Annotated in this window: 14 protein-coding genes; 6 read left to right on the forward strand and 8 right to left on the reverse strand. The window is 70.1% G+C overall.

What is annotated here, in order from left to right:
• Positions 1-241: 241 nt before the first annotated feature.
• The 4 genes from AC3WL8_RS34165 to AC3WL8_RS34180 all read left to right on the forward strand — a co-directional run bounded on the left by AC3WL8_RS34165 (position 242) and on the right by AC3WL8_RS34180 (position 6,679).
• Positions 242-1,264, forward strand: coding sequence for a serine hydrolase (locus AC3WL8_RS34165; RefSeq protein WP_013955632.1), 1,023 nt, complete (start codon positions 242-244; stop codon positions 1,262-1,264).
• Between the two features lie 18 nt (positions 1,265-1,282).
• On the forward strand, positions 1,283-2,872 hold the full coding sequence (locus tag AC3WL8_RS34170) for a hypothetical protein (protein ID WP_492379734.1): 1,590 nt from the start codon (positions 1,283-1,285) through the stop codon (positions 2,870-2,872).
• A 70-nt stretch (positions 2,873-2,942) separates the two neighbouring features.
• Positions 2,943-3,131, forward strand: coding sequence for a hypothetical protein (locus tag AC3WL8_RS34175; RefSeq protein WP_492379735.1), 189 nt, complete (start codon positions 2,943-2,945; stop codon positions 3,129-3,131).
• The gene (locus AC3WL8_RS34180) at positions 3,128-6,679 is read left to right on the forward strand and encodes an autotransporter domain-containing protein (protein ID WP_492379736.1); all 3,552 of its coding nucleotides are present in this window, start codon (positions 3,128-3,130) and stop codon (positions 6,677-6,679) included. The genes AC3WL8_RS34175 and AC3WL8_RS34180 overlap by 4 nt, the downstream gene beginning before the upstream one ends.
• A 14-nt stretch (positions 6,680-6,693) precedes the next feature.
• Here AC3WL8_RS34180 and AC3WL8_RS34185 read toward each other — a convergent pair whose 3' ends face one another.
• The 6 genes from AC3WL8_RS34185 to AC3WL8_RS34210 form a co-directional block, all read right to left on the reverse strand.
• Entirely contained in the window at positions 6,694-7,275 is a 582-nt protein-coding gene (locus tag AC3WL8_RS34185) for a DUF2946 family protein (RefSeq protein WP_013955635.1), read from the reverse strand.
• A 48-nt stretch (positions 7,276-7,323) separates the two neighbouring features.
• Entirely contained in the window at positions 7,324-8,418 is a 1,095-nt protein-coding gene (locus tag AC3WL8_RS34190; protein WP_492379737.1) for a YheT family hydrolase, read from the reverse strand.
• Between the two features lie 44 nt (positions 8,419-8,462).
• Complete coding sequence (locus AC3WL8_RS34195) at positions 8,463-8,903, reverse strand: YybH family protein (RefSeq protein WP_013955637.1); 441 nt, start codon at positions 8,901-8,903, stop codon at positions 8,463-8,465.
• 31 nt (positions 8,904-8,934) lie between these two features.
• Positions 8,935-9,957 (reverse strand): lipopolysaccharide heptosyltransferase II, encoded by a 1,023-nt coding sequence (gene waaF / locus AC3WL8_RS34200; RefSeq protein WP_013955638.1) that lies wholly within the window; start codon positions 9,955-9,957, stop codon positions 8,935-8,937.
• Between the two features lie 112 nt (positions 9,958-10,069).
• Positions 10,070-10,264: a zinc-finger domain-containing protein gene (locus AC3WL8_RS34205; protein ID WP_013955639.1), complete on the reverse strand. Its 195-nt coding sequence runs from the start codon at positions 10,262-10,264 to the stop codon at positions 10,070-10,072.
• Positions 10,265-10,361: 97 nt separating this feature from the next.
• A complete protein-coding gene (locus tag AC3WL8_RS34210; RefSeq protein WP_013955640.1) occupies positions 10,362-11,282 on the reverse strand; it encodes a branched-chain amino acid transaminase in 921 nt (306 codons plus the stop codon).
• Positions 11,283-11,464: 182 nt separating this feature from the next.
• Here AC3WL8_RS34210 and AC3WL8_RS34215 point away from each other — a divergent pair, with 182 nt between their 5' ends.
• Together AC3WL8_RS34215 and AC3WL8_RS34220 are read left to right on the forward strand one after the other, a co-directional pair.
• Positions 11,465-14,461 carry a DEAD/DEAH box helicase gene (locus tag AC3WL8_RS34215; protein ID WP_371827388.1) on the forward strand — a complete coding sequence of 999 codons (2,997 nt, stop codon included), beginning with the start codon at positions 11,465-11,467 and terminating at the stop codon, positions 14,459-14,461.
• 140 nt (positions 14,462-14,601) lie between these two features.
• A complete protein-coding gene (locus AC3WL8_RS34220; protein WP_211980742.1) occupies positions 14,602-15,621 on the forward strand; it encodes a Bug family tripartite tricarboxylate transporter substrate binding protein in 1,020 nt (339 codons plus the stop codon).
• Positions 15,622-15,696: 75 nt separating this feature from the next.
• Here AC3WL8_RS34220 and AC3WL8_RS34225 read toward each other — a convergent pair whose 3' ends face one another.
• Both AC3WL8_RS34225 and AC3WL8_RS34230 read right to left on the reverse strand, forming a co-directional pair.
• Positions 15,697-16,839, reverse strand: a complete 1,143-nt coding sequence (locus tag AC3WL8_RS34225) for a helix-turn-helix transcriptional regulator (RefSeq protein WP_013955643.1) — start codon at positions 16,837-16,839, stop codon at positions 15,697-15,699.
• Between the two features lie 101 nt (positions 16,840-16,940).
• Complete coding sequence (locus tag AC3WL8_RS34230; RefSeq protein ID WP_013955644.1) at positions 16,941-18,047, reverse strand: helix-turn-helix transcriptional regulator; 1,107 nt, start codon at positions 18,045-18,047, stop codon at positions 16,941-16,943.
• Positions 18,048-18,068: the final 21 nt, after the last annotated feature.

Below are 18,068 nucleotides of genomic sequence, written 5' to 3' on the forward strand. Positions count from 1 at the left end.
GTAGAGCATCACGTAGCGCCGTAGGAATCCTCGTCCTTTCCGCCGTAAGGCGGCAGCCGAAGGCTGAGGACGGGGGGGATGTCAACAGACTTCGAGACCCGTTGACTACTTTTGATGGCTGATTCTGGCATAAACTCGCCGCAAAATCAGCCAGCTTGTGCAGCGCGGCAACACCGTGCCGACACAGGCCAACTCAACGTGCCGGCGCGCCGGCCAGTCTTTTCAGTACGGGAACCTTCGCATGTCTGCCTTCCAGCCCGCCAAGCGGCGCACGCTCAAGCTCGCCGCCACGTCCCTGGTATTGCCCGCCATTGCTGCCTGCGGCGGCAGTGCCGAAGCTGCGGCGCCGCCGAACGTGGAAGGCGCGATCGCGCGCTTTGCCGCGCTGGCGCCGGATACCGCCAACTGCCTGGTGCGCGCGGAGCCCGCTGGCGGCGGCGCCAATGCATGGTCGGCTGGCTACAATCCGGACCGCCAGCTGTTCGTCGGCAGTGCGGTCAAGACTTTCATCCTGGCGCAGTTCCTGCGCGACGCCGAAGCCGGCCGCGGCGGGCTGAGCGAGAACCAGGCCTGCGACGTCAGCGATACCTTCCGTTCCCCCGGCAGTCCGGTGTTCCTGGGGCTGACCGGCAAGACGCCGTACCGCAATGCGCTGGAGGCCATGATCACGCACAGCGACAACACTGGTACCGATATCGCGCTCGCCGCCGTCGGCCCCGACCGCGTGCGCGCGCTGATCGCAGAAGCGGGCCTGGCCCAGACCCGCATCCCGGATTCGACCCGCAAGCTGTTCTCCTACCTGGCCGGGGCGGAATCCGGCGTCGACCTCGGCTGGGACGGCATGGTCAGGATGGACAATGGCGAGGATCTTGGCCTCACGTCGCGCACCAATGTCATCAACGACAAGCAGGCGATGCTGAGCACCGCGACCGAAATGGTGAACTGGTACCGGCAAGCGCTGGCGGGCAAGTTCTTCGCGCAGCCGGCGACGCTGACGGAGTTCAGGCGTATCCAGGCCATGGCCGATGCAGTGTGGATGGCCGTGCCGGCCGGTGCGCAGGGCTTCGGCAAGGGTGGCAGCATCGACTGGGAAAGCTTCCATTGCCTGTGCTTCGCCGGGCAGATGCTGGTGGGCGCGGTGCCGGTGACCTTCTGCCTGACGCTGAACTGGAACGGCGGACCGTTGAGCACCGAACGCACCGGCGAGTTCATCCGCGCCGCGGCCGACGTGCTGGGCGAAGCGGCAAAGGCCGCCCAGGCCTGACGCACCGGCCTGCGCGTCATGAAGCCACGGATTTCCCCCCTGCCGCTCGCGTTGGCGCTCGGCGTCCCCCGCCTGACGCTCGGCACACCAGTCTTTGCGCAATCGGGACCGGTGGTGCAGGACTTGCGCGGGGCCGACGGCGGCCACTGCGCTGGCAGCAATGGCTGCGCCGGCGCAGACGGCAGAAGCGACCTGGTGCTGACCCAGTCTGGCCTGAACATCAAGGCGGCAGGCACCGCCGTGACGCTCGATGTGAGCGGCGGCAATGGTGGCGACGGCGACGATGTCGACAGCCAGAATCATTGGGGCGGCAAGGGCGGCATGGGCCGGATCATCGAGTACACGGTTCAGCGCAGCACCATGGTCAGTACCGGGGGCATCGGCATTTCCGCCATCTCCCGGGGCGGCGACGGCGGCAGGTGGGGAGACGCCGGGGCCCACCCACCCTGGGGCAGCGGCGGCGATGGCCACGCCGTGGTGCTGGCGGTAACGGGGTCGACCATCGACGCGGTCGGCTACGGCATCTCGGCGCAAACGATCGGCGGCAACGGGCAGGACAGCGCGATCCCGAAGTTTGGCGCCGCGGAGCGGGATGCCGGGGCCGGCGGCAATGCCGTCGGGCCGGTCAGTGTCACCCTGGACGGCAAGTCCACCGTCACCGTGCAGGCGGGCGGCGTTGGCGCTTTCCCGGGGGAAATGGGGGCGGGCATACGCGCCCAGGCGCTGGGCGGCCAGGGCGGCGGGGGACGCAACGACAGTGAGCTCGGCGGCCACGCCAATTCAGGCCAGGGCGGTTCCGCGAGCGACGTCACGGTGACCGCGGCGGACGGCATCATCACGACCCAGGGTGCCAGGGTGGCGGGCATCCTGGCGCGCTCGATCGGCGGCACGGCGCGGACCTGGCATGATGTGGACGCCGACGGCTTGCCCATTCCCCTGGTAAACGTCAGGGCGGCCGACGGAGGCAATGCCGGCCATGTGACGGTGGTCAACGGCGCGGCGCTCACGACCGGCGGGGCGCGCTCGCCTGGCATTCTTGCCGCGAGCATCGGCGGGAACGGCTCGGACGGCGGGCAGGGCAGCTGGCTCGACGGGCACGATGGCGGCAAAGGGGGGCGGCCGGCGGGGTTGCCATTACCAACACGGGTTCGATCAGCACACATGGCGCCAATGCGAATGGCATCTCAGCCATGGCTATCGGCGGCGGCAGCGGTGGCGCTGGCGGTCGCGCCGGGACTTTCGGGCGCGGCGGCAACGGCGGCGCCGGAGCAGGTACCGGTGCGATCGCGGTCCAGATTGACAACAGCGGCACCATTGCCACTGAGGGACAGGATGCCGCCGGCATCTTTCCCATGCCGTCGGCGGCGGCGGCGGGGCCGGCACGAGCAGCCATGGTGTGTTCCGGGTCGGGGGCGGCAATGGCGGCAATGGTGGCAACGGCGGCGTGCTGGCCGCCAGCAACCAGGGCACGATCCGGACCGCCGGCGACCACAGCCCGGCCGTCTTGTTGCAGAGCATCGGCGGTGGCGGCGGGGCGGGTGGCGATGCCGACAGCGTTGGCCTCATCACGGCCATGGCCGTGGGCGGGCGCGGCGGCGCGGCCGGTGACGGCGGCAACATCTCCCTGGGCACGTCCGGCGATATCGCTACGGCGGGGGCGGCGGCGTCGGGCCTGACGTTGCAGAGCATTGGCGGTGGCGGCGGGCTGGGCGGGTCGGCACGCGCGACGTCTGCCGGCGTGCTGCTGGGGGTGTCCATGAGCGTTGGCGGCGATGGCGGGGCAGGCGGCTCGGCCGGCGCGATTGCGGTGAACCTGGCGCAGGGTGCGCGCGTGGCGACCAGCGGCGCCCTGGCGTCGCCACCGTGAGCGGGGGCGTCAGCGGGGCGTTCGCGCTGGCGCCCGATATCGGCGTCAACCTGGCCGTGGGCGGCGGCGGTGGCTCGGGCGGCGATGGCGCGGCCGTGCACGTCGCCAACATCGGCGACCTCGCCACGGCAGGAACGGCCTCGCCTGCGATCCTGGCGCAGAGCATTGGCGGCGGCGGCGGGCGCGGCACCATCACCGAGCAGAGCCTTGAAGACCTGGTGCGCAAGCAGGCCGGCGCGGCGGCGCCGGAGATCCTGGCGCGCATCAACAAGATCCTCGGACTGTTAGCCAGCAAAGGGCTGTCCATCACCAGCAGCATCGATGTCAGCCTGGGCCGCTCCGATGGTCCCCCGGGCGTCGGCGGTGCGGTGACGGTCGATGCCTCGGGCATCGCCAGCCGCATCGAAACGGCGGGCGACAGCTCTCCCGCGTTCCTCGCGCAAAGCATCGGCGGTGGCGGCGGCACGGCCGACGTCCAGAGCAGCCTGCTCGGCGCCGGCGGCCTTGCCGCGCTGGCCGGCACCGCCGCGCACCCGCTGGCGATCCGGCTGGGCGAGACCAGCGTCTTCACGGGCAACTCCTTTGCGACCGGCAGCGGCCAGGTGACGGCGGCAAACGGCGCCAATGTGCGCACCCAGGGCCGGAACGCGGTTGGCATCGTCGCGCAAAGCATCAGCGGCGGCGGCGGAGCCGCCTCGGTCAGCATGGCTGGCACGGACGCGGGGCTGGGTCAGGGCCAGGCCCCGCAGGTCCCGGAGATCTTCCTCGGCGCGACCATGACCGGGCTTTTCGGCTTCAGCGGGATCAGTGCCGGCGGTGTGGCGATCACGCAGAACGGCACGGTCCGGACTGTCGGCCTGCTGTCCCATGGGGTGCTGGCGCAGAGCATCAGTGGCGGTGGCGGCGTAGCCAGCCTGGCGATCAGTCCGACCGCGCTTGCGCTGACGGGCCCCGCCCGCATCACGCTGGGCGCGAGCGGCGTGGCGGGGGGCAGCATCCGCACTGATGGCGGCTCGGTCAGCATCGACAGTGCGGGCACCAGCGATGGCGCAAGCACCATCGTCACCACCGGTGCACTGGCGTTCGGCATGATGGCGCAAAGCGTGGGGGCCGGTGGCGGTTATGTTGCGCTCACCAGCGGGGAGACGGCGGCGCTGCCGGTCACCCTGTCACTGAACGCGAGCGATGGCGTTGCCGGCGGCGGCGGGGCAGTCAGCCTCTCGCTCGGTGCCGGCGCCAGCATCACGACCGGCGGGCAGAATGCCGTCGGCATGCTCGGCCAGAGCATTGGCGGCGGCGGCGGCATTGCCGCGCTCGGCACCCGGCCGGGCCTGGTCACGCTGGCGGCAACGGCCTCGAACGGCAGCGGCGATGGCGGCCCGGTGCGCGCGGTGGTCGACGGCGGCCTCCAGACCACCGGCAGCGGCGGGGTGGGCGTGCTCGCGCAAAGCCTTGGCGGGGGCGGCGGGCTGGCTGGCGACCTGTCGGCGGTCGGCTACGGCCTGGGCCTGGTCCGGAGCGCCGGCATCCCGGGCGGCTCGGGCAGGGGCGGCGCGGTCACGGTCGAGGTGGGCGGGCAAGGCATGGTCTACACCTCCGGGGACAACGCCCCGGGCATCCTGGCGATGAGCCTTGGCGGCGGCGCCGTGTTCAAGGACGGCGGCATCTACATGAAGGACGGCCAAACGTCGGCCAGCGCGGCTGGCGGCCCGGTGTCGGTCCATCTTGCCGCGAACGGAGCGGTCAGCACGCAGGGGGCGAATTCCCCCGCCATCGCCGCGGTCAGCTGGGGCGCGGCCACGGGCGACAGCGCCGCCACGGTCGACATCGCCGTCGACATGGGCGCCAGCGTGAGCGCGAGCGGCCGCTCTGGCACCGGCTTGCTGGCATACGCCCAGTCCATGACGACGATCCGCAACGCCGGCCTGATTGACGCCGACACGGCGATCAGCGCAAAGCGTCAGGCCGTGGTCGAAAACACCGGCACCATCCGCGGCAACGTCGACATCGGCCGCGATTCCGGCCTGGCCAGCGCGTTCAACAACCATGCCGGCGCCACCTTCTACAGCGGCAGCACGCTGTACATCAACAATGGCACGCTGAACAATGCCGGCACCCTCAACCCCGGCGGCCCGGGTGTCATGACGACCACGCGGTTGAACTTCGGCAGCTTCCACCAGCTTGCCTCGGGCACCTTCGCCGCCGATCTCGATTTCGCCGGCAAGGCCAGCGACCAGCTTTCGAATGCCGGCGGGTCCCGCTTCGCGGGCACCGTCACGCCCCTGACCAGGTATCCCGTGCGCGGCACGGCGCTCGCGATCATCCATTCGGACCAGCCGCTGGCTGACGATGCGGTGCAGCTCGGGGTCGCAAGCGCGTCGCCCGTCTTTGCCTATGCCCTGCGCCAGAGCGACGACGAGCGCGATGTGCTGGTCTCGGTCGATGCCCACTTCCAGTCCCCGGGTGTCGCGCTCAACCGCGACCAGGCGGGAGTGGCGAACCATCTGCAGGCCTTGTGGAACACGGCCGATGCCAGGGCCGCGACCGTGTTCGACCCACTCGCCGCCATTGCCGATCCGTCCTCTTATGCGCGCGCCCTCAACACCATCGCTTCCGACGTGGCGCTGGCCCGCGCGAGCAGCCGCCGCCACGAAAGCTACGCTTTCCTGAACCGCCTGATGAGCTGCCCCTACTTCAGCGAGGGCGATGCCCGCCAGGCGGAGGGCGAGTGTGCGTGGGGCCGCGCGATTGGCGGCAGTGTCGAGCGCACCGCCACCAGTGAGGATGCGGGCTATCGCAGCACGCAGGGCGGCGTCCAGTTTGGCGTGCAGAAGGCGATCGCACCCGATTGGTACCTGGGCGGTTCGTTCAGCTATGCGCATACCAGCGCCCGCTCCTCCGATGGCGCCATGCGGGCCTCGAGCGACGGCGGCCAGGCCGGCCTGACGCTCAAGCGGCAGCTTGGCAACTGGCTGTTCGCCGGGGCGCTGTTCGGCGGCTATGAAGCGTCGACGCAGCGGCGGGACATCGCGCTGCCACGCATGTTCGCCACCGCGGACAGCAAGCCCGACACGTACTTTCTCGGGGCCCGCGCCCGCGCGTCATACCAGGTGCCGTTCCAGGCGTGGTACCTCAAGCCGTTCGCCGATCTCGATGTCACCTACGACCACACGCCCGCCTATCGCGAGTCCGGGGCCGGTGTCTTCAACCTGGCCTACGGCGCGCGCGGGCGCACCGCGTGGATGGTGACGCCGGGTCTCGAGGTGGGCGGCCGGGTTGAGCTTGCAGGGGCGACCGTGCGTCCCTACCTGGCCGTGGGCGCCAGCGCCTTGCTGAGCGGCGACGCCACTGCCAGTGTCAGCCTGGCGGAGTTCTCGGCGGCACCGTTCCAGATCACGACGCGCATGCCGAAATGGTATGGCGACGCGACGGCCGGTTTCGAACTGCTGACCCAGGGAGGATGGGCCGTGCGGGCCGAGTACCGCTTGCGCGGCGCCAGGGACTACGTGGACCAGAGCGGCATGCTCAGGGTGGCCAGGTACTTCTGACGAGGGCGGTTTCGTCAGGCCGCCGGCTGGCGCACGAAGCCAAAGCGCTTGGGCACCTCGCTCTCGGCAATCGGCTCGATCGGGATGTCGCGGCCATCGTGATGGAATACGCCCAGGTCCGTGCCGCAGGCTTCGCCATGCCAGGTGCTGGCGCCGCTGAACAGTTCCAGGTCGTGGTCGTGCAGCAGGGCGCCCTGCTGTGCCGGCAGGCTGCCTTGCGCCATGCCTTCGACCGTGCCGGCCAGCACCACATTGCCGTGCTCGTCGGCGAAGCAGGCCTGCAGCGTGAAGGGCTGCTGCGTGGTGGTGCGCAACGCGCCTTCATGCAGCCGCACGACCCACGGCGCATAGCCCAGCGATACGAACACCCGTTGCGGACCGTTCTGGAAGTACCAGGCGCCGCGCTCGTCGCACAGGTAGTTGCGTTCGATAAAGCCGATCAGCGCTTCATGGCGGATGGGGTCGCCCGACAGCCCGTGCTGCTGGGCGTATTCATTGCGCAGGCGCCACTGCCCGCGGCGGTCCAGTGCCAGCCAGCCGTAGGCATTGGGCACGTTGGGCCAGCGTGCCATGGCTTGCCTGACGATCTCGTCCATGTCTGTCTCCTCGGGGGGCCGGTGGCTTATCGTGCCGCTGCACCCGCCCTACATCATGCGGTCAAAAAATCCCAGGATCCGTGCCGGCAGCCATTCGATATCTCCGCTGAAGCGCCCGTCGGGCAGCAGCGGCAGGTGCCGGCGCCAGCCCTCGGGCGGGGTCATGAAGCCGACATGGCCGCCGTGCTCGGGCTGTTCCAGCCATACCTGGGGGCTGGCGTCGGCCGGGCCGGGCAGGTGCCGGGCCGGCAGGAAGGGATCGTTGCGCGCATTGAGCACCAGCGTGGGCACGGCGATGTCGCGCAGCACGGGTTTGCTGGCGGCGCGGCGCCAGTAGTCGTCGGTATCGATAAAGCCATGCAGCGGCGCGGTGACGACGTTGTCGAAGGCGTACAGGTCGCGGCTGGCCAGCATCGTGTCGCGGTCGAACAGCCCCGGGAACTGCCCCAGCTTGGCCAGCGACTTGCGCTTGAGCGTCTGCAGGAACATGCGCGTGTAGACCAGGTTGAAGCCGGCCGACAGCGCCGCGCCTCCGGCAGCCAGGTCCAGCGGCGCGGAGATCGCCGCGGCCGCATGCACGTGGCCGGCGCCGGCGCCGTCTTCGCCCAGGAAGCGCAGCAGCGCGTTGCCGCCCAGCGAGATCCCCACCACCAGCAGCTTGCGCCCGTTGGCGCAATGGCGCTGGCGCATGCGCTCCAGCACCCAGCGGATCTCGGCCGAATCGCCCGAATGGTAGAAGCGCGGGGCCAGGTTGAGCTCGCCCGAGCAGCCGCGGAAATGCGGGACCACGCCCTGCCAGCCGCGCAGGGACAGCGCATGCATCAGCGCCTGCGCGTAATGGCTGCCGGAATCGCCCTCCAGGCCGTGGAACATCACCACCAGCGGCGTGTCCGGGCGCACCGGGTGGGTGGTCCAGTCGAGGTCGATGAAGTCCTGGTCGGGGGTGTCCCAGCGTTCGCGGCGGAAGCTCACGCGCGGCGGGCGGCGCGTGAAGCGCGCGGGGATGATGGTCTGGGCATGGCCGCCGCGCAGCCACCAGGGCATCGGCACGCCTTCGCCGTAGCCATGGCCGGGTGCCGTGGCGGGATCAACCTGGGCGGCGTTGACGACCTGGGGAAGGCGGTGGTGCGGAAGCTGCGTCATGCCGGCGTGGTGTTGCAGCAGGCCGCGGCGCGGCCATGCGGGGTTCAGTGCAGCGCCTGCCCCGGCGCGGCGGCCACGGCGGCAACCTGCACCGCGTTGGCCGGGCTGCAGTGGATATGTGCCAGGCGCCAGCCTTCGTGGTTCTGCATCAGCACATAGGTGGTGTGCACGTACAGGTCGGCCTCGACGCGGTCGCCGCCGAAGCGCAGTGCCTCGGTCACGTCGAAGATCGCCACGGCCATCGACGCATGACTGCTGGTCTCGATCGCATCGACCAGCACCGGTTGTTCTTCCAGCAACTGCAGGAAGGCCTGGCGCAGCTGTTCGTGGCCGATCAGGCGCTGGCCGTCGGGCAGCACGCAGGTGATCGAGTCTTCGTCTAGCCACAGGCGCAGCGCGCCGTCGGCGTCGCGCAGCTTCAGTGCTTCGCGAAAGGCTTCGACGATGTCTTCGGCGGAATCGAACAGGCGGGCAAAGCGAGGCATGGTGGCAGTAGAAGTGGCGAGGGCGGTGAAATCAGGGCCGGTGCAGCAGCTTGCGCAGCTCGACGAACACCATTTCAGGCTCGATCTCTTTCAGGCAGCGCAGGTGGCCCAGCGGGCACTCGCGCTTGAAGCAGGGACTGCACTCCAGCTGCAGCCACATGATACTCGCTGCCTGTGACAACGGCGGCGTGTGGCGCGGGTCGCTCGAGCCAAACACCGCCACCTGGGGCCGGTTCAGCGCCGCGGTGACGTGCATCAGGCCGGAGTCGTTGCAGACCGCGGCTTCGGACAGCGCCAGCAGGTCCACGGCGTCATCCAGCGAGGTCTGGCCGCACAGGTTGCGCACGAACGGGGCCTCGCTGACGATCTCGGCGGCGATCTCGGCGTCCTTGGCCGAGCCCAGCGTGATCATCTGCGCATACGGGTAGGAACGCCGCAGCATCTGCGCGAGCCTGGCGAAATGTCCGGCCGGCCAGCGCTTGGCCGGGCCGAACTCGGCACCCGGGCAGAACGCGATCACGCGCGTGTGCGGGGCGATGCCAAAGCGCTCGGCGGTGGCCGCCATGCGCGTCGGGTCGACGCGCAGACGCGGCTCTGGCAGGTCTTCGGGCAGGCGCGCGCCGGGCCTGAGCGCCAGGCGAGCGTAGTGCTCCACCATTGGCGGGCGCTTGTCGCGCGGCGGGTTGGCGTGGCGCACGTTGAGCAGGCCGAAGCGGGCTTCGCCGCGGTAGCCGATGCGCAGCGGGATGCCGGCCAGCCAGGGGACCAGTGCCGACTTGAGCGAGTTCGGCAGCACGTAGGCGAGGTCGTAGCCTTCGTTCTTGAGCTGCTGCGCGAACATCAGCCGTGCCGACAGCTGCAGCTTGCCGTGCGCGAGGTCGGACGGGAACACGCGGCCGATCTCCGGCATGCGCGCGAGCACGGGCGCGACCCACTTGGGCGCGAGTGCGTCGATGACCAGGCGCGGATGGCGCGCCTTGAGCAGCGCAAAGAGCGGCTGCGCCATCAGGGCGTCGCCGATCCAGTTGGGGGCGATGACGAGGGCTTTCTTCATGGGCGGGGCGCTTGGAGCCGGCACGCCGGCGCGGACGCCGGGAACGCCGACGCTCCGGGGCGCCTGCAAGCGGCCCGGAGCGTCAGGATCGTGCGAATGCGGGCGGCTCGGGTCAGTGGTGGCCCTTCAGCACGGTGCCCGGCTTGAGCTTGTAGACGGTGCCGCAGTAGGGGCACTTGGCTTCGCCGGTGTCTGCCACGTCGAGGAACACGCGCGGATGGTAGTTCCATGCCGGGGTGCTGGCGGTCGGGCAGTGCAGCGGAATGTCTTCAGCGCCGATTTCGATGATGGTGGCGGTTTGCGTCATGGTGTTGCAGGGAGTGATGCTTATTGTTCGATGAAAACAGCGGGTGTGCCGCGCCCGGCAGTACCGGGCGCGCGCAGAAGGGGCTGGCAGCCGGTGCTCAGACCAGCGTCAGCCACTTCTTGTACTTTTCGTTGGTGCCGCCCACGGCGGCAAAGAACGTGTCCTGGATCTGCTTGGTCACCGGGCCGCGGCGGCCTTCGCCGATGACGCGGTCGTCCAGTTCGCGGATCGGCGTGACTTCGGCGGCGGTGCCGGTGAAGAAGGCTTCGTCGGCGCAGTACATCTCGTCGCGGGTGATGCGCTTTTCACGCACCTCGATGCCCAGGTCGCGGGCGATGGCCAGGGTGGCGTCGCGGGTGATGCCGTCCAGGCAGGAGGCCAGGTCCGGCGTGTAGATCACGCCGTTGCGCACGATGAAGACGTTCTCGCCCGAGCCTTCGCTGACATAGCCTTCGGTATCCAGCAGCAGCGCTTCGTCGTAGCCCAGGCCGGTGGCTTCCTGGTTGGCCAGGATCGAGTTGATGTAGTAGCCGCTGGCCTTGGCGCGCACCAGCGACACGTTGACGTGGTGGCGCGTGAACGACGAGGTCTTCACGCGGATGCCGCGCTCCATGCCTTCCTCGCCCAGGTAGGCGCCCCACGGCCAGGCCGCGATCGCCACGTGGATGGTGTTGCCCTTGGCCGAGACGCCCAGTTTCTCGTCGCCGACCCACACGATCGGGCGGATGTAGCAGGATTCCAGCTTGTTGGCGCGCACCACTTCGCGCTGCGCCGCTTCCAGCGTGGCCTCGTCGAAAGGCATGACCATCTGGAAGATCTTGGCCGAGTTGAACAGGCGCCGGGTGTGCTCGTGCAGGCGGAAGATGGCGGTGCCTTCGGGCGTCTTGTAGGCGCGCACGCCTTCGAACACGCCCATGCCGTAGTGCAGCGTATGCGTCAGCACATGGATCTTGGCGTCGCGCCATTCGATCAGCTTGCCGTCCATCCAAATCTTGCCGTCGCGATCAGCCATCGACATGTCTTTTCTCCCAGCGCCGTCAAATTAGCAAAAACGCCATTGTAAGCCGCGGGGGCATGGGTCACAACGCGATGCAGGCGTTGCGGCGGTCTAGAATCCTCTTTTCCGGGCGTTTGCCGAATTTCGGACGTCATTTCCTGCTGTTCCCCCGTTGTTGCACGTTTCCCTATCCCAGAACCGCCGTGCCTTTGACCACACATCCCGGCCATGACGACCTGCCTGAACCCGGCGAGGACGGCGCCAGCCCCGCGCCGGGCCCGGACTGGCAGCAGGCGCTGGCAGCACTGCGTGCACTGGCCGGCGCCGAACCCGCCGCCGGCGCCGAGGCCCGGCGCCTGCTGTGGGCGCTGACGCTGGACGCCGACGGCGTGCCGGGCACGATCGAGCCGCTCGAGCAGGTGCGCGGCGCGCGCGGCTGGGGCAAGCCGAAGCCGGTGCCACTGGCCCGGGTCGCCGAGGACGACCGGCTCGAGCCGTGGGATGCCCGCGTGGCGCGCACCATCCGCCGCGACCAGTCGCATAACCGGCGCTGCGTGCTGGACCGCGCCGCCGCGGTGATGGCGTTGGTGGGCCACCCGGGCGTGGTGCTGGCGCATGCGCCATCGCAGACGCTGGAGGTGGTCGAGGACGCCCCCGCGCTGGAAGCGGTCCACAGCGCCGGCCGTTATGTGCTGCGCATCTTCCCGCCGGTGCGCGAGGCGCCGGCGATGGAAGCCTTGCTGCCCGCCGCCGCACGCCAGGAGGCCGAGGCGCTGCGCCAGCTCACGGTGGTGCGCGATGGCCCGCACCGACTGCGGGTGATCCGCTACACGCCCGCCCAGTTCGATGCCGCGCGGCTGCTCGGCGACGGTCTGGCGATCCCGGAGGACGGCCAGGCGCAGCTCGACCAGACCCTGCGCGCGCTGGCCGGCCACTTCCAGGTCCATGCCGACCAGGCCGTCGGCACACGCGCGGTGGAGGCCGAGACACGGCTGCGCGCCGAGGTGGCGCCGGTGGCCCGCGGCATTTCGCTGCGGCTGGTGGTGACGCCGCTGGGGCCGCTCGGGCCGCGGCTGGCGCCTGGCGCCGGGCGCGAGCGCCTGATGGCCGCCGTGCGCGGCGAGACCCTGGCCACGCAGCGCGACCTGGATGCCGAGCTGGCCAGCGTGGCCGAGGTCTTCGCGGCATTGCCGCAGTTGGTGGCGCTGTCGCCGCCGGGCGGCGATTACACCTGGACACTGGACGATCCGGAGGACGCGCTCGCCGTGGTCGAGGCACTGCCCGGCCTGCCCGCCGTGCAGGCCGTGGAATGGCCGCGCGGCAAGGAGATCCGCGTGCTGCCGGCCGACCTGCCGCAGCTGGGGGTGCAGATCGAGAGTCGCGGCGCGTGGTACCGGCTGGCCGGCGAACTGCGCGTGGCCGAGGGGCTGGTGCTGGAGCTGGGCAAGCTGATCGACTGGACCGGCAGCCACGCCGGGCGCTTCGTGCCGATGGGGCAGGGCGTCTACGTGGCGCTGACGCGCGCGCTGCGCGGCCGGCTGCGCGACCTGGCCGGCGTCGGTGAGCATGTGCCCGACGGCATTCGCGTCCCGCAGATGGCCACGCCGTGGCTGGACGACGTGCTGGCCGGCGCGGGCGTCGATCCCGACGCGCATTTCCGCCAGCGCATCGCCCGGCTGCGCGCCGCGCGCGAGGCTGACATCGCGCTGCCTGCCACGCTGGCGGCTGAGCTGCGGCCCTACCAGGAGGCCGGCTACCGCTGGGCCATGACGCTGGCGGCCTCGGGCCTGGGCGCCTGCCTGGCCGACGACATGGGCCTGGGCAAGACCCTGCAGGCGCTGGCGGTGCTGGTGGCGCGCGCCGGCGGCGGCGCCGCGCTGGTGATCGCGCCGACCTCGGTGTGCGGCAACTGGGCGGCCGAGGCGCGGCGCTTTGCGCCCACGCTCAACGTCCATGTCTATGCCGAGGGCGATCGTGAGACGCTGCTGGCGCAGGCCGGGCCGCATGACCTGGTGATCGTCTCGTACACGCTGCTGCAGCAGGCCAGCAAGGCGTTCTGCGCGCGCGAATGGCATACCGTGGTCGCGGACGAGGCGCAGGCCTTCAAGAACGCGGTCACGCGGCGGGCGCAGGCGATGTTCGCGCTGCCGTCGGGCTTCCGCATGGCGCTGACCGGCACGCCGGTGGAGAACCGGCTGGCGGAACTCTGGTCGGTGATGCGGTTCTGCAATCCGGGCTTGCTGGGCTCGCTGGCCCGCTTCAACGAACACTTTGCCAACCCGATCGAGCGCGGCGGCGTGCGTGAGGCGCGCCAGCGGCTGCGCCGCATGATCGCGCCATTCGTGCTGCGCCGGACCAAGGCGCAGGTGCTGGACGAACTGCCGCCGCGCACGGAGCTGGTGATCCGGGTCGAGCCCGAGCCGGTCGAAGCCGCGCACTACGAGGCCCTGCGCCGCCAGGCCCAGACCGAGGCCGAGGCCGCGCTGGCGCGCGTGGAAGCGGCGCGCAAGGCCACCAAAGGCGCGCCTGCCGGGGCCCGTGCGCGCGCCCTGGCGCAGGCCCAGCACCAGGCGCAGGCGCGCATCCACGTGCTGGCGCAGCTGATGCGGCTGCGGCGCGCCGCGTGCGATCCGCGCCTGGTCACGCCGGAACTCAGCGGCCAGCTTTCCGAAGGCGCCAAGGTGCGCGCCTTTGTCGAGCTGGCCAGCGAGCTTGCCGCGAGCGGCCACAAGACCCTGGTGTTCAGCCAGTTTGTCGATTTCCTGCAGCTGCTGCGCCAGGGGCTGGAGCGGGCCGGGCTGGCGCTGCAGTACCTGGACGGCGCCACCCCCGCGGCCGAGCGCACTCGCCGCGTGGCCGCCTTCCAGGCGGGCGAGGGCGATGTCTTCCTGATCAGCCTGAAGGCCGGCGGCTTCGGCCTGAACCTGACCGCGGCCGACTACGTGATCATTGCCGACCCCTGGTGGAACCCCGCCGCCGAAGACCAGGCCATGGGCCGCGCGCACCGCATCGGCCAGCAGCGCCCCGTGACGGTGTACCGACTGATCAATGCGGGCACCATCGAAGAGCGCATCGTCGACCTGCACCGCGACAAGCGCGCGCTGGCCGACGGGCTGCTGGAGGCCGACGACGACAGCACCGCGGGAACCGGCGCGCCGCTGCCGGACGTGGATGAACTGGTGGGCCTGCTGCGGCGCTGAGCGGCACCGGGCAGCACCATATGCCCGCACGGCATACCTTCAAACCAACTCGGTCGTTTGGTTTTGGCAGGAACCTTGCTATCGTGTGGCGCTGGCCCGGGGCTCAGATCCCGGTCATTAAACTTACCGACGGTGCCCCCATGCCTATTTCGTCCCGCCTGCTTCCGCGCTTGTCCTTCCGTCCCGCGACCGGCCTGGCCGTGCTGTGCGCCGCCGCTGCCATCAGCACGGTCAGCATGCCCGCCCGCGCGCAAGGGGAGTGGCCGACGCAGCCGGTGACGATCCTGATGGGCTTCACCGCCGGCTCCGGCGTCGACATCGTCGGCCGCACGCTGCAGGAATCGCTGCAGAAGTCGCTGAAGACCACCATCATCTACGACTACCGGCCGGGCGCCGGCGGCAACGTCGCCTCCGAAGCAGTGGCGCATGCCAGGCCGGATGGCTACACGCTGCTGCTGGGCACCGCCGCCACGCACGGCATCAACCCGGCGCTGTACAAGAGCCTGCCGTTCGACGCCGAGGCCGATTTCACCCCGATCGCGCCGCTGGTCGAGGTCTCCAACGTGCTCACCGTCAACCCGGCGGTGATCGACGTGAAGTCGGTCAAGGAGTTTATCGAGAAGGTCAAGGCCAACCCGGGCAAGTACAACTTCGCGTCCACCGGCAACGGCACCGGCACGCACCTGGCCTTTGCCGAGTTCAATGCGCGCGCCGGCCTGGACATGGTCCACGTGCCCTACAAGGGCGGCCCGGACGCGCTACAGGCGGTGGTGAAGGGAGAGGTCTGCTGCATCTTCAACCAGGTGCAGAGCGTGCTGCCGCAGTACCGCGCCGGCAAGGTGCGCCTGCTGGGCGTGACCACCAGGCAGCGGGTGCAAGTGATTCCCGACGTGCCGACCATTGCCGAGAGCGGCCTGCCCGGCTTCAACAGCACCATCTGGTTCGGCTTCTTCGGGCCGAAGGGGCTGGATCCGAAGATCGCGCGCAAGGTCAACGATGCGGTGAAGGTGGCGCTGGAAACGCCGGCGATCCGGCAGAAGCTGATCGATGCGGGCAACACGCCGCGGGTCGAGACTGTGGATCAGTTCAAGGCGACGGTGAAGGGGGATCGGCAGAAGTGGGCGGGGGTGGTTAAGACTGTGGGGGCGTCGGTGGATTGAGGGTGGTTGGGGGATGGTTGGCTATCGCAGAGCCTGCATCCACGAGAAGCGGCAAGCGCCCCCCAAGCCCCGCCCCTAAGCTCTTACCCCCAACCGAGTCAACAAATGCGCCAACTGCGCCTGCGTCCCCGTAGCCGTCTTGGTAAAAATAGCCTTCAACTGCGTGCGCCCAGTCTCGCGCCGGATGCCGATCAGCTCGCACGCCTCGGGCAGGCCGATGCCCGATGACAGCTGCAAGGCCAGCCGGGTCTCGGCCGGCGTGAGGCCGTAGAGGTCGCGCAGAACCGCCGGCAGTGTCATCGGCGCGGTGCCGGGCTCGTGGATCGCCACCAGCACGCTGGGGCGCTGCCAGTCCATCGCCAGATGGTGCGCGGGTGGCAGCGGCAGCAGGACGACCTGGGCCTGGCGGCCGGCGCTGTCGGCGGCGCGCAGCGCCTGTGCCGGCTGCGGGTTGGCGGGGTTGCATGCCGCCCGCAGCGCTTCGGCAAATGGGCGCGACAGCTGCCAGTCGGCTTCCTCGCGCACGGCCGCGGCAGGCGACGCCACGGCGCTGGTTTCGATCGACGCCGCCGGCAGCAGCCGGCGCACCCAGGCCTCGCCGATGCTGTTGGCCAGCAGCGGCTTGCCGTCATCGCGGAACACGATCACGCCGAACGGCAGCCGCTCCATCAGCTGCGCCGACGCATGCGCCAGTGCCGACACCTGGTGGGTGCGGTCGCGCAGCGCCATCGCTTGGCGCACGTGCGGGATGGCCCAGTCGAGCGCGCGCGCGTCTTCGGGCGAATAGTGGTCGTGGCCATGCGGGCGCTGCAGCGACAGGAACACGTCGTAGTGCGGCTGGCGCTCGATCAGGCAGGCCATCACCGACGACTGCTCGAATTCCCGCAGGAACTCGCCATAGAAGGGCGACCTGCGCATCGCCGGCACGCCCAGCTCGCGTGAATCGATATACCAGTTGCCCACCGACATGCGCCTGGCGAACGGCAGGGCCGGGTCGATGGCCACGTACTGTTCGCTGTAGGCGGCCACCGCCTCCGGCATGGGGTTGACCTCCTGGTTCACCAGCACGCGCTCGTTGACCGTGTCGAGCACCAGCAGATGGGCATGCGTGCTGCCGCTGGCCTGGCACAGCGCGCCCAGGCTGCGCTGCCAGGCGTCGGCATCGAAGATCCCCTCGTACAGCGCGCGAATGGTGTCGTGCATCTGTGTATCGCTCATGGCTTCCCTTCTTTTTACTTCTTGTATTTTTAGCACTTTCTTCGCGGGGCAACGGGCGGGCCGCAGGCGCGGCGCTGGCCCGATGCCGGGCGCGGTGGTGTTCAGGCCTCGTCCAGCGCTGCGCCGAGGCGCGAGAGCAGATGCGTCAGCTGGGCCTGGCTGTTGCAGCCGGTCTTGTGGAACACGGCCTTGAGCTGGGTGCGCGCGGTTTCGTGGCGGATGTTCAGCTGCTGGCTGGCTTCTGGCAGGCCCTGGCCGGTGGCCAGCTGGTTGGTCAGCCGGGTCTCCGCCGGGGTGAGTCCGTACAGGTCGCGCAGCACCGGCGCCAGCAACAGCGGCGCGCTGTCCTGCTCATGCACGATCACCAGCGCCGCCGGTTCCTGCCATTGCGCGGCAAAGGCGTGCGAGGGCGGCAGCGGCAGCACGATCACCTGCGCACCGGCGCCGCTGCCGTCGGTGGCGCGGGCGGCCTGCGCCGCGACCGCGCGTTGCGGGTCGCAGGCGGCCTGCACCATGTCGGCGAACGGGCGCGACAGGGTCCAGTCCGACACCTTGCCGGCCGGGTCCAGGCGCCGCGCCCAGCGCTCGCCGGCGCGGTTGCTGAGCAGCACGTGGCGCTGCGGCGAGAACACCAGCAGCGCAAAATTGAGCCGTTCCACCAGCTGCGTCGACAGCCGCGCCAGCACCGTCAGCCCCAGGGTGCGGTCGCGCATGGCCATGGCGCTGCGCATATGCGGGATGATCCAGTCCATGCCGCGGGTGTCGTCGGGCGAGAACAGCGGCTGCGTGCGCGCGCGCTGCATCGAGAAATAGACTTCGTAGTGGGGCTGGCGCTCGACCAGGCAGGCCACGTAGGAGCGCAGGTCATAGCGGTGGAAGAAGTCGCGGTAGAACGGATGGCGGGCCATGGTGCCTTCGCCCAGTTCGCGCGCGTCGATATACCAGTCGCCCGGCCGCAGGCGCGGCGCGAACTGCTTGGCCGGATCGATGGCCTGGTAGTCCGATTCGTACTCGGAAAACAGTTCCACCACCGGATTGACGATCTCATTGACGGTGACCTGGTCGCGGACGGTGTCCCAGACCATCATCGAGGCATGTGCCGTGCCCGCCAGTTCCGTCAGGGTGCGCAGGCTCTGCTGCCAGGCACCGGGATCGAGAATGCCCTCGTACAAGCCACGGATCGCTCCGTGCATGTCGGCTTCTTTCATCTGACTCACCCCCTGCATTCG

This window comes from Cupriavidus sp. FW305-F7, assembly GCF_058782875.1.